The sequence below is a fragment of the Endozoicomonas sp. ALB032 genome (assembly GCF_049310125.1).
Classification (GTDB): Bacteria; Pseudomonadota; Gammaproteobacteria; order Pseudomonadales; family Endozoicomonadaceae; genus Endozoicomonas_A.
The window spans coordinates 182,334-195,858 of the sequence record NZ_JBLYNW010000001.1; the positions used below are offsets into that span (position 1 = coordinate 182,334).

Below are 13,525 nucleotides of genomic sequence, written 5' to 3' on the forward strand. Positions count from 1 at the left end.
TTGACCCCGCTATGAGTGAATACCGCTTCGGGCAATAAGATCCTGACGGAACTTTTTTACCAATCAGTCACTCTAATAATAAGAGTATGGGCTCTTAGAGGCTGTCGCAAAACTCTAAGAACTCGTTCCAACGCTCTGAGGGTGTCGCAAAACTTCAACAGCTCGTTCTCACGCTCTGAAGTCGTCATTCCCGCGAAGGCGGGAATCCAGCGCCAACGGTGGATCTCTGCCTTCTCGGGGATGACAAGGCCAGGGGGACACCGGGCAGTAGGGTTCTGGTGGAGAGTCAGTGTGGATTCCCGCCTTCGCGGGAATGACGAGAATGAAATCGGGAATGACGAGAATGAAATCGGGAATGACGGGGGTGAAGGCGGGAACCAGAGTTTTGCGACAGCCTCCTCAGGGAAGAGGGAATTAATAACGATTATTGGAGCATCATCATGAATATTTTCAGAGGCATACAACTCCCCTCCTGGTTCTGTCATCAACCAAACCCTAACACCCAGTCGGTAACAGCCTCTGGCCAATGGACAGCGACCGAGCCGACCAAACAGTTACCGGGGCCTTCCAGAGAAATTGAGCGTCAGGCACTACGCCAGGCGGCGGAGAGCGGGCGTCTGGCGATTCGGAAAATTAAACCAGCCGAAGTAACCAGTTACCTTAACGGCAATGGCACACCAAAATCCTTTAACCTTGTCTTGCGGGGGTTGCAACACGGGAACCTGACAGGTCGATGGACGGTAGGCATCGTCGACCCGGATTGCCTGTATGTCTACAAACAAAATCCGGGTACCTGGCCGCTGAAACAAGGCGCAGAGGCGGATAAACTGAAGGTAAAACTTCTGTCTGATCTGCAATCTTTGGCTGAAAAAGATAGAGAGATACAAGAACAAGCCGGTTGGGAGGTTTATAAACGTTTAACCTCAGGACATCTGGGGGCGGACGGAAAGTTCAGTTTACCAAAACTGAAGCCCTTCAAATACGATAGCCACAAATCTGCTTCAGCATATTTCGGAGGCTCCGTACCCCCTCCGCAACTCGTGGTCACCAACGGTGGAAAAGCAGACATCAAATGCTTTTTTGTTGTGAGTGATGTCCCTGGAAATATTTCAGATATTCTGCAGAAAAAGCGTGAGTGTGAACAGGCATTGAGCCTGCCGCCCCTGCCACTGGTTGTTTTTTGCTGCGAAACCGGGTCTGCAGAGGTCTGTTATGACGATGAACTTGACTCTGAACATCTGGCCCTGATTGAGCGTTCTCTGGATTGTTTTGATCCTTCCGGCGAATCTTTATCCAAAATCATGAAGGTAATGAATTTATTGCCAATGCATTTGCAAGCAGAGGCACTGAGGTCAGGATTTTCCATCCCGCCTGATGATCAACATAAATGGCAACAGGCCATCGAGCTGGTGAGTAATCCCTGTCCTCACAGTGCCCAGAAACTTCTGGCATTAAAAGAGAGAGGCTTGCCCATTCACCGCTGTTTTTTTCATGATGGAAAAATGACTTCTCTGCTTGATCTTTTCCTGACCTCTGTAGTAGTCAAATACAATGTGCATGACCGGGCATCGGAATTCCGGGTTGATGAAGTTGCCCCATTACTCAGGCTGCTTTTGAAGAGCGGGGCCATAATGACTGCATGGGGCTGGCACCTTTTCAAACAGATGGGAGATTGTGATCAACTTTATGTGCCACCGGACATGTTCAATTATATGGTGGCTGCCTTTGGTCCACTCAAGTTCCTTACCTTGCGAAACCTTTGGAATATACCATTGACCAGTTGTCCCGGAGGCATTGTCGAATTTGACCGAATCTGCCAGAAGTTCAATGATCAGCAACGGCAGAACTGCCTGAAAGAGGGATTATCTTTTCTCCGGCTTTATCAGAAGAAAACAACCCTGGATACCCTGGAGCCCTTCCTGATAGTCTTGTTTCATTTCGGCGCTGTCCTGGACGAAGACGTTTTGGATTCTATTGGAAGCGATCTGAAGCTGTATGGCGGTGAAACGCTTATTTGTAATTTATCTGTGGCTGGTTACATCGAATGGATTAAAACACTCTGGCATGAACGGAATACTCATCCCCTCTTCCGGAATTGGCCAGCACATGTCGAGAAGGCCAATCAGCAACTCAAGGAACTGAAACAATCCCTCGATCTGCCGGTCGATCGCTTCGCATCGGTGAAACCGGCGTTACAGTTTATGGTGGATGCATTCAGCAAACCGCCGGTCTTGCCAGATAATGTCGGCGATAATGAAGACACCATCCTGAAGGTGTTAAAGCATTATTACCGTCGTCCGGGACCGGAGCGGGTGATGGCCAGCCTGGACAAATTCCTTACAAAGACGTGGAAAAAGACTCACTCTTGCAATCATGCCCTGCGAGCCAGGAATAATGGGCTCTGGTATATGGAATTGCTGGAGCGATGTCAGGTTCACTCTTTTAATCCAGTCGAAAAAAGTCTCCTGCCACTGGCCATTATTTATCAGAATGCCGCAGCTGAAGATGTCGACAAATCGGCGGTAAAAACCAGGTCAGCAGTTTACTTCAAACAGGACCTGGCCGGGCATTTCCCTGAAAAGCTACTGGATGAGGTCGCCCTGGCGATGGTCAATATGAAAAACGATATTGATGGTGCAGCGGATCAGAAGCTGTCTGAAACCGTGCGCTGGTATCTGCGTATATTACGCTTTGCCGTTTGTATGGAATTTACTCGCAATATCGTTGAGCCTGAATTTCCCGGGTTGGCGACTCAGCCTCTGTTTTTCAACGCTTCCTATCTTGACCTGCCGGACCCGTGGGCCAGGGATTTTACCATCGAGCCTGACCACAAAACTGAATTCCAACGGCATCTGGAAGCCGCCATGCACGGTGCGGCTGACCTGGTGCAGGTAACAACCACGGACCCTGAGGACCAGCGCAAAAATCCCTACACCGAAGTCTACGGACTGGTGCCTGATGGCAAAAAAATCACCCTGCAATTTGACCGGACAGCGGAGCCCGTGCAAGGAATGGAGCGGTTTATTGATGATAATGTTCGCCGCAAAATTGCCAAACAGGCCGGAATTATTACCTGTTCAGACCCCAGCCACCAAACCTGCAAGGCGGATCAGAACAAAGGAATCACTTATGGTATTCATAACAGCTGGTACGATCTGAGGCAGGTGAGGGTTCCGGCCGCAATGACATTGCTGGAAAAGATGCAGTTCGAACATGACCCGTCACTGCTGAGCCCGGCAACACTTCAGGCAATAGAGGAAGAGGTGCAGCGACTGAAGAGCGAAGGTATTCGGATGAATACGGGCACCCTGACCCAGGAAACGCTGGATTCGGAGAAGGCCCAGGAAGTGCTGGAGGATCGGGGTATTGCCGTGGTCAGCGAGCAGCGTCGCTACTTTGGTGCAGATGGCTTCCCGAAGGAACGAAAAATGCTGGTGCCAAAGAAGATGGAGAAGCCTGATGCTCAGACTTCGCCAGCAGAGGATGGCCGATAAAATCCTTTGATCTCGCTATAAAAATGCAGCTGCGAACTTCAATGGGACCCTAATGGAACTTTTTGCCAGATAGTTACTCCAAAGACTCTTAGGTTTACCTTCAGGAAATGGTTAAGTAATAAGTCTTACAGGAGTATTGCCATGAATATTACCCATGGAACGGGAACCTCTCAGAGCCTGTGCCCTACAATAAATTTTGACACCCAATCGGTAACGGCTTCTGGCCAATGGACAGTCTGTGAATCGACCAGCAAGCTGCTACCTCCTGATCCCAGGGAGTCCGAACGACAACAGCTACTTCGGGCAGCCAAGAGTGGACGCCTGGCGTTTCGGCGCATCAGATTGACTGAAGAAAACGATTACTTCTCGGGTAAGGGAGCACCAAGAGCCTTCACACTCGCCCTGCCGGGAGAGATGATGCCCTCTATGCCCCTGCCAGATGATTGCGGTGAATGGATGGTGGGCATTACTAACCCCCAATGCCTGTTCGTTTACAAGCGTGATGCCACCACCCGGTATCTGGAGTTGGGCGCAGATGCGGATAAACTGGATGTAAAACTACTCTCTGATCGGCAATCATTGTTCGACGGACTCATTGAGCATGCCAATAAGGTTACCTGGGGAGTTTATCCGCGTTTCACCTCGGGACATCTGCAAGCGGACGGAACCTTCAGTTTACCAAAATTGAAAACTGGCAATTATTCCCACCTGGAATGTTACCCTGAACTGGTGCTGACTAATTACCGCAAGAAAGACATCCAATGCTTTTGCGTTTACAACGATTCAAAAACAAATATTTCCGACATCCTGCGGGATAAGTATCTCTGTGAATTTTTATTGCAGATTGACCCCTTGCCTCTGGTTGTTTATTGCCATCGCACAGGTTCTGTACAGGTCTATTTTGCTGATGAGCTGGACAGTCTGTATCTGACCAGGAATGAGCGTTCTCTGGATGATTTTGCGTTTTCACAGGGCCTGGCTCCAGATCATTTCAGAGACATCCTGAATCTGCTGCCCATGTCTTTGCGGGCAAAGGCACTGAGTTCGGAATCAACCGTCTCAGTTGATCCGGATGTCATACACAAACAGCAACAGGCCATCGAGCTGGTCAGTGATCCCTTTCTTTACAGTTATGAAGAGCTTCTGGAGTTAAAACAAAGTGGCCTGCCAATTCACCAGCGTTTTTTTCATAAAGGAAGAGTTCGATCTTTACTTGGCATGCTGCTGGACTCCGAAATACGCAGAAACGAGCGGCCAGAACACGATCAGACCCGGAAACAGGAGGACGAAGCCCGGCGCTTATGTCAGTTGCTTCTGCGCAGCGGTGCGAGGCTGGATGGGTATGTATATCTCATTGAGCGCATGGCGGGTATCTTTGGACCGGCAATCCCGGCTGGGATATTCAATTGTTTGGTAGCTGCCTCTGCTCCATTTGAGTTCCTGACTCTGGAACATCTCAAATGGTACCCTTTGACCGGCTGCCCGGGTAGCGTCGTTGAATTTGACCGTATCTGCCGTGGTCAGAATAAACTGCAACGGCAGGAATGCCTGACAAGGGTATTAAATTATGTGGTAACTCTGAAGAATAGAACCCTCAAACATATTCAGCTCAGCTTATTGGCCCTGTTTCATTACCAGGTTGCCGTGGACAAAAACGTTCTGGATAGTCTTGAATCCCATCTGGATATGTATCGCCAAGAAGATGAAAATATCATTGATGATTTTTCCGTGGCTGATTATGTCAAATGGGTCAAAAAACTATGGGAGCAACGGGAAACATATCCTTTCTACCAGAATTGGCCAAAGCATGTCCGGCAGGCTCAGCAGGACATCAAAGATCTGAGACAATCTCTTGGTCTGGACGATTCTCACAATCTGGCAACACCATTGGCAACCGAAACACCAGCGGCATTAAAGTTTGTGGTGGACGCCTTCAGCACAGCGCCAGTCCTGCCCGATAATGTCGGCGATAATGAAAAAACCATTCTGAAGGTATTGCAACATTATTACCGCCGTCCGGGACCGGAACGGGTGATCCAGAGACTTGGCATGCAAACCATACCAACCGTGTGGAAACCCCTGCACAGCTGCAGTCATGTCCTGCGGGCCAGGAATAATGGGCACTGGTATATGGAATTGCTGGAGAAATTTCAGCAGTGTTCTCTGAAAGAACAAGAAAAAGAACTTCTGTCGCTGGCAATTATCTACCTTGATGCGGCTGCCGAAGATGTCGACAAATCAGTTGAAGAAACAAGTTCAGCTGAATATTTCAAACGGGACCTGGCCGGACACTACCCTGAAAAGCTGCTGGCTGATATGGCAATAGCGATAGTCAGCAAAGAAAACGATGTTAAGGGTAAAGAGGAGCAGAACCTGCCTGACTCTGTGCGCTGGTATCTGCGCATATTACGCTTTGCAGATCGCATGGATGTTATCCGTGGTTGCGGGGTCGGGGCTGATTTTCCGGGATTAACAGTGACTCGAACTCTGGGTTTTGACGCTACACGTCTTGACTTACCATCGCAGCTGACCGGTGAGTTTAGCTCCTGGTCTTTCAACAAGAGTGAATTCCAACGCCATCTTGAAGCCGCCATGCACGGTGCGGCTGATCTGGCACAGGTAACCGGGTCACTTCTGGATCAGCGCAAAAAAAACTACACCCAAGCCTACGGTCTCAAAGACAATGGCGCAAAGATCTCTGAAAACTTTGAATGGACAATTGAGCCAGTGCGGAGAATGGACCAGTTAATTGACGACAATGTCCGGCGCAAAATAGCTCAGGAGGCCGGAATTATTGTCTGTTCAGACCGGAGCCACAAAGCCTGCAGGGCCGATCAGAACAAAGGGATCACTTATGGTATTCATAACAGCGGGTATGATCTGGGGCAGGTGACGATTCCGGCCGGAATGACGCTGCTGGAAAAGATGCAGTACGAACATGATCCGTCGCTGCTGAGCCCGGCAACACTTCAGGCAATAGAGCAAGAGGTGCAGCGGCTTAAGAGCGAAGGTATTCAGATGAATCTCGGCACCTTGACGCAAAAAACGCTGACTTCGGAGCAAGCCCAAAAGGTGCTGGAACAACGGGGTATCGCCGTGGTCGGCGAGAAGCGTCACTACTTTACTAACGAAGGCATCCCGAGAGAACGGGAAATGCTGGTGCCAAAGAAGATAGCGAAGCCTGATGCCCAGAGCGCGTCGGCAGAGTGGGCCTGTAAAATCCTTTGATCTGGCTATGAAATGCAACTGCGGACTTTTTTGGGACCCTGATGGAACTTTTTGCCAGATACTTACTCCAAAGCCCCTAAGGTTTACCTATAGAAAAATGGGTAAGTAATGAGTCCACGAGAGTATTGCCATGAATGTTGACCTCGGAACGGAAACTCCTCCGAGCCTGTGCCCTGAAACAAAATTTGAAACAAAATTTGACACCCAGCCGGTAACGGCTTTTGGCCAGCGGACAGTCTGCGAATCGACCAGCAAGCCGCTGCCTCCTCACCCCAGGGAGTCTGAGCGACAAGAGCTACTTCGGATCGCTGAGAGTGGGCGTCTGGCGTTTCGGCGAATTGAAGTGCATGTAGAAGAAGATTACTTCACTAACAAACGTTCACCAAGACCTTTCACTCTGGCTCTACCGGGGGAGATGATACCCGTCGAGCCAGTGCCAGAAACATTAGGCAGGTACATAGTAGGTATCATCGATCCGCAATGCCTGTTCGTCTACAAACGTGATCCACGGTCTGAGCGTTTGCTGGAGGAGCCAGACATGACTCCCGATACACTGCCAAAAAAACTACTATCAGATCTGCAGTCATTGCACGACAAACGTCGCGAGAATGCCAATCGAGTCAACTGGAGACTCTATCCTGCTTGTTTCACCTCTGGACACCTTCGAGAAGATGGGACGTTCAGTTTACCTAAATTGAAAGACGGCGAATATAATCCCATATATGATTTCCCGGAACTGGTGCTCATTAACTACAGCAAGAAAAACATCCTGTGTTTCTGTGTATACAAGGATAAAGAGACCAATATTTCCGATATCCTGCAATATAAGCACCGTTGTGAAGAGGTATTGAATCGTGAATCCTTACCTTTGGTTGTTTATTGCCATCGCACAGGCTCTGTGCAGGTCTGTTTTGATGATGAGCTGGACAGTGAACACCTGGCCAATAATGAGCGTTCTCTGGATGAGTTTGCGTTCTCACAGAGCATAGACCTGGACAATTTCAGAGCCCTGTTAAATATGTTGCCAATGCCTCAGCGGGCCCGGGCGCTGAGTTCAAAATTAACCGTCCCACCCGAGGTTATGCACAAATTGCAACAGGCTATAGAGCTGGTGAGTGATCCCTGTTGTTACAGCTATGAAAGGCTTCTGGAATTGAAACAGGGTGGATTGCCCATTGACCAGCGTTTTTTTCATGACGTGGCTGTTAAATCTTTGCTTGATATTCTCCTGGATACCGAAATATTCAGACACAATGGGGCCCTGGATTTCGGAAGAACGAGAGAGGATTTGCTTAAGGGACAGCCAATTCGGGTTCAGCAGGGGGAAGAAGCTTACCGATTATTTCAGCTGCTTTTGCAAAGCGGGGCAAGGCTGACTCAATGGGGCCTGAGCCGCATCGACGGTATGGAACGGTATTTGGAATATGTATTGCCAGTGGGTCTGTTCAATTGTTTAGTGGCTGCCTCTGCTCCATTTGAGTTCCTGACCCTGCAACATCTCAGACAACTGCCTTTGACCGGCTGCCCGGGAAGCGTCTTTGAATTTGACCGTATCTGCCGGAGCGACAGTCCAGTGCAACAGCAGGAATGTCTGAAAGAGGTATTACGTTATGTGGTCACTTTGCCGAATCCAACCCTCGAACATATTCAGTCCAACTTATTGGCTCTTTTTCATTACCAGGTTTCCCTGGAAAAAGACGTTCTGGATAATCTTGAATTTGACCTGAAGAGGTATCATTGCCGGAATGACAAAAAGGTCATTGATGATCTCTCCGTAGATGATTATATCCACTGGCTTGAAGAACTGTACAAGCAACGAAAAACGCATCCTTTCTACCAGAATTGGCCAGAACATGTCCGTCAGGCTCAGCAGGAAATAACAGATCTGAAACAATCTCTCGGTCTGGACGATTCTGTCACATTGGCGACACCCCTGACAGCCGGAACACCAACGGCGTTGCAATTTCTGGTGGACGCCTTCAGCAACCCCCCGGTCCTGCCTGATAATGCCGGCGATAATGAAAAAACCATCCTGAAGGTATTGCAGCATTATTACCGCCGTCCGGGGCCGGAACGGGTGATCAGGAGCCTTGGCAGACAGACCATGCCAACACAATGGAAACTCCAGCACAGCTGCAGCCATGTCCTGCGGGCCAGGAATAACGGACACTGGTATATGGAATTGCTGGAGAAATTTCAGCAGTGTTCCCTGAGCAAAAAAGAAAAAGAACTCCTGTCTCTGGCGATTATCTACCATGACGCTGCAGCCGAAGATGTCGACAAATCGGAGGAAGAAACAAGATCGGCTGATTATTTCAAAAGGGACCTGGCCGGGCACTACCCCGAACAGCTGCTGGAAGATATGGCACTGGCAATGATCAACAAGGAAAAAGATGTCGATGGTAGCGATGAGCCAAACCTGTCTGAGTCTGTGCGCTGGTATCTGCGCATATTACGCTTTGCGGATCGAATGGATATTATCCGTTGTTGCGGGGTTGGGGCTGATTTTCCCAGGATAATGGAGACTCAACCCTGGGGTTTTGATGCTACACGTCTTGACCTGCCGAAGCAGTTACCCTGGGATTTTCGCTCAGGCTCTGGCAACCAGACTGAATTCCAACGTCATCTGGAAGCCGCCATGCACGGTGCAGCTGATCTGGCGCGGATAACCGGGCAACTTCAGGATCAGCGCAAAAAAAACTACGCCCTGATCTACGGTCTCCGCGACAATGGCGCAAAGATCTCTGAAAACTTTGAATGGACAACTGAGCCGGTGCGGAGAATGAACCAGTTTATTGACGACAATGTGCGCCGCAAAATGGCTCAGGAGGCCGGAATTATTGTCTGTTCAGACCCCAGTCACAAAACCTGCAAGGCTGATCAGAACAAAGGGATCACTTATGGTATTCATAACAGCTGGTACGATCTGGCGCAGGTGGCGATTCCGACCGGAATGACACTGCTGGAAAAGATGCAGTACGAATACGACCCATCGCTGCTGAGCCCGGCAACACAACAGGCACTGAAGCAAGAGGTGCAGCGTCTGAAGAGCAAAGGTATACGGATGAATACGGGCACCTTGAAGCAGGAAACACTGGCTTCGGAGGAAGCCCGAAAAGTGCTGAAACAGCAGGGTATTGCCGTGGTCAGGGAGAGGCGTCGCTACTTCACCAACGATGACCTCCCGAGAGAACGGAAAATGCTGGTGCCAAAGAAGATAGCGAAGCCTGATGCTCAGAGCGCGTCGGCAGAGTGGGCCTGCAAAATCCTTTGATCTGGCTATGAAATGCAACTTCAGACAGCAGTAACCTGGCGGAACTTTTCGCCAGCCAGTTACTCTAAGGACTCTAAAGTTTACCTTCAGGAAAATAGTTAAGTAATAAGTCTTAAAGGAGTATTGCCATGAATATTGCCCATGGAACGGGAACCTCTCAAAGCCTGTGCCCTCCAACAAAGTTTGACACCGAGTCGCTAACGGCCTCTGGCCAATGGACAGTCTGCGAATCAACCAGCAGGCTGCGATCCCATGATTCCAGAGAGCCTGAGCGACAGAAGCTGAAGGAAGCTGCCGCCAGTGGACGCCTGGCGTTTCGGGGAATTCAATACACCAAAGAAAAAGATTACTTTTCGGGTAAGGGAGCACCAAGACCCTTCACTCTCGCTCTGCCGGGGAAGATGATGCCCACCGGGCCCATAACAGATGCTTTCGGTAAATGGATGGTAGGCATTGTTAACCCCCAATGCCTGCATGTCTACAAACGTGATGCCGACACCAATCATCTGGCGCAGGGCGCTGATGAGAATAAACGGATTGAAAAACACCTGCCTGATCTGCAATCACTGCACGACGCACTTCTTGAGCGCAGCAATAAAGTTTTCTGGGGAGTTTATCCTCGTTTCACCTCGGGACATCTGCAAAAAGACGGAACATTCAGTTTACCAAAGTTGAAATCCGGCAATAAATCCCACCTTTTTCATTACCCTGAACTGATACTCACCAACTACCGCATGGGAGACGTCAAATGCTTTTGCGTATACAAGGACGCACAAATAAATATTTCCGATATCCTTAGGCGTAAAAATCAGTGTGAAATTTTACTGGAGCTTGGCCCCTTGCCTCTGGTGGTTTACTGCCACCGCACAGGTTCTGTAGAGGTCTATTTTGATGATGAGCTGGAAAGTCCGCACCTGGCCAGCAATGAGAATTCTCTGAATGATTTTGCCTTCTCACAGGGCTTAGCCCCAGAGCATTTGAGAGCCATGCTGAATTTGCTGCCAATGCCTTTGCGGGCAAAGGCACTGAGTTCGAAATCAACTCTCTCAGCTGATCCAGATACCATGCAGCTACTGCAAGAAGCCATCGAGCTGGTAAATAATCCCTGTCATTACAGTTATAAGAGGCTTCTGGAATTGAAACAAAGTGGCTTGCCAATTCACCAGTTTTTTTCTCATGAAGGAAGTGTTGAATCTTTACTTGGAATGTTACTGGTTTCCGAATTGATCAGAAACGACCGGCCAATGCACGAGCAAATCCGGAAACAGGCGGACGAAGCCTGCCGCTTATGTCAGCTGCTTCTGCAGAGCGGTGCAAGGCTGGAAAAGAATTTTCCACCCATTTTCCATATGGATGAGTGCATGCATGCATTAATGCCACTTAGCATTATGAACTATGTTTTGCCTGCCTTTGCTCCATTTGATTTTCTGACCCTGAATCATCTCCGGAGACTACCTTTAACCGGTTGCCCGGGAAACGTCATTGAATTTGACCGAATCTGCCGGGAAACCACCCAACAGCAGCGGCAAAGCTTTTTGGAAGAGTTAATAATACATCATGTGGTTGACTTTAATCCTCCAACTCTCAACACCCTCCAGTCCCTCTTACTGGCCCTGTTCCATTACGGAGCTTCTCTGGACAATGACGTTCTGAATCGCGTTAAAGTCTATCATGCGAGCAGATATGGTAATGGTAAGAAGATTATTGAAGATTTATCTCTCAATGGTTATATCAAATGGCTTGAAAACCTTCGGGATCAACGGGAAAAATATCCTTTCTACCAGAATTGGCCAGAGCATGTCCGGCAGGCTCAGCGGGAAGTTAAGGACCTGAAACAATCTCTCGGCCTGAACGATACCGGCGCATCGGCAACACCATTGACAACCGAAGTACCGGCGGCATTACAGTTTGTGGTGGAAGCGTTCAGTAAACCGCCGGTCCTGCCTGACAATGTCGGCGATAATGAAAAAACCATCCTGAAAGTATTGCAGCATTATTACCGCCGTCCGGGACCAGAGCGGGTGATAGAGAGCCTTGTCAGACAGACCATGCCAGCCGTGTGGAAACCACTGCACAGTTGCAGTCATGTTCTGCGGGCCAGGAATAATGGGCTCTGGTATATGGAGTTGCTGGAGAAATTTCAGCAACGCTCCTTGCACCCGCAAGAAAAAGAACTCCTTTCTCTGGCGATCATCTACCATGACGCGGCTGCCGAAGATGTCGACAAATCAGTAGAAGAAACGAGTTCAGCTGAATATTTCAAACGGGATCTGGCCGGGCACTATCCTGAAAAGCTGCTGGCTGATATGGCAAAGGCGATAGTCAGCAAGGAAAACGATGTCAAGGGTCAAGACGAGCAGAGCCTTTGTGAGCGTGTGCGCTGGTATCTGCGCATATTACGCTTTGCGGATCGAATGGATGTTATCCGTGGTTGCGGGGTTGGGGCTGATTTCCCAGGATTAACAGTGACTCGATCTCTGGGTTTTGACGCCAGTCTTCTTGACTTGCCATTGCAGCTGACCAGAGAGTTTACCTTCGAGCCTGACAAAAAGACTGAATTCCAACGTCATCTCGAAGCCGCCATGCACGGAGCGGCTGATCTGGCGCGGGTAACCTGGCAACTTCTGGATCGGCGCAGAAAAAACTACGCCCAAGTCTACGGTCTGATCGACAATGGCTCAAAGATCTCCGAAAACTTTGAATGGACTACTGAGCCAGTGCAGAGAATGAACCAGTTTATTGATGACAATGTCCGCCGTAAAATCGCTCAGGAGGCCGGAATTATTACCTGTTCAGACCCCAGCCACAAAGCCTGCAGGGCCGATCAGAACAAAGGGATCACTTATGGTATTCATAACAGCGGGTATGATCTGGGGCAGGTGACGATTCCGGCCGGAATGACACTGTTGGAAAAGATGCAGTACGAACATGATCCGTCGCTGCTGAGCCCGGCCACACAACAGGCAATAGAGCAAGAGGTGCAGCGGCTGAAGAACGAAGGTATTCGGATGAATCCGGGCACCTTGATTCAGGAAACACTGCATTCGGAGGACGCCCGGGAAGTGCTGAAGAAGCGGGGTATTGCTGTGGTCAGCGAGAAGCGTCGCTACTTTAACAACAATGGCTTCCCGGGAGAAAAAGAAATGCTGGTGCCAAAGAAGATACTGAAAAAGCCACGAGAATAGCTCCGGTAAACAGGGGTACACCAGCTCTGTGGCATAAAGCTGGATTCTTCCCTCGCAGTCATTTTAAGTATTATGGCGAGAATCGCTTCCCGGTCCATTCCATTGTGCAATTTGTCCCGTGCATAGGTTTTTGCTATACAACTAGTAATAGAAAAAAACCATGAAAAGGAATTCGCAGTGCCCAGCATTGAAAACAAAAGAGATTTACCTCCCTCACTTCAGTCACTGAATGAAACACCTGACAAGAAGATGCGAAAAAAGGAACAACCCGTTCCCACGCTTCGACTTACAGGGCCTGAAAGCGTGGCAACCAGAGTTTTACGACACCCTCTGAAAATTCGATA

General features: G+C 49.2%; 5 protein-coding genes. All 5 read left to right on the forward strand.

Going from position 1 to position 13,525, the window contains the following annotated elements:
- Nucleotides 1–141 precede the first annotated feature (141 nt).
- The gene (locus ACO6VG_RS00630; protein WP_422472237.1) at nucleotides 142–444 is read left to right on the forward strand and encodes a hypothetical protein; all 303 of its coding nucleotides are present in this window, start codon (nucleotides 142–144) and stop codon (nucleotides 442–444) included.
- Entirely contained in the window at nucleotides 441–3,494 is a 3,054-nt protein-coding gene (locus tag ACO6VG_RS00635; RefSeq protein WP_422472239.1) for a hypothetical protein, read from the forward strand. Before ACO6VG_RS00630 ends, ACO6VG_RS00635 begins: the two co-directional genes overlap by 4 nt.
- A 141-nt stretch (nucleotides 3,495–3,635) precedes the next feature.
- Nucleotides 3,636–6,722: a hypothetical protein gene (locus tag ACO6VG_RS00640; RefSeq protein ID WP_422472241.1), complete on the forward strand. Its 3,087-nt coding sequence runs from the start codon at nucleotides 3,636–3,638 to the stop codon at nucleotides 6,720–6,722.
- A 130-nt stretch (nucleotides 6,723–6,852) separates the two neighbouring features.
- Entirely contained in the window at nucleotides 6,853–9,996 is a 3,144-nt protein-coding gene (locus ACO6VG_RS00645; RefSeq protein WP_422472243.1) for a hypothetical protein, read from the forward strand.
- Between the two features lie 128 nt (nucleotides 9,997–10,124).
- Nucleotides 10,125–13,181 (forward strand): hypothetical protein, encoded by a 3,057-nt coding sequence (locus tag ACO6VG_RS00650; protein ID WP_422472245.1) that lies wholly within the window; start codon nucleotides 10,125–10,127, stop codon nucleotides 13,179–13,181.
- Nucleotides 13,182–13,525 lie beyond the last annotated feature (344 nt).

What these genes read in the sequence shown, in the direction of transcription:
- ACO6VG_RS00635 (WP_422472239.1), top strand. Translation starts at nt 441, where the DNA reads ATGAATATTTTCAGAGGCATACAACTCCCCTCCTGGTTCTGTCATCAA.
- ACO6VG_RS00640 (WP_422472241.1), top strand. Translation starts at nt 3,636, where the DNA reads ATGAATATTACCCATGGAACGGGAACCTCTCAGAGCCTGTGCCCTACA.
- ACO6VG_RS00645 (WP_422472243.1), top strand. Translation starts at nt 6,853, where the DNA reads ATGAATGTTGACCTCGGAACGGAAACTCCTCCGAGCCTGTGCCCTGAA.
- ACO6VG_RS00650 (WP_422472245.1), top strand. Translation starts at nt 10,125, where the DNA reads ATGAATATTGCCCATGGAACGGGAACCTCTCAAAGCCTGTGCCCTCCA.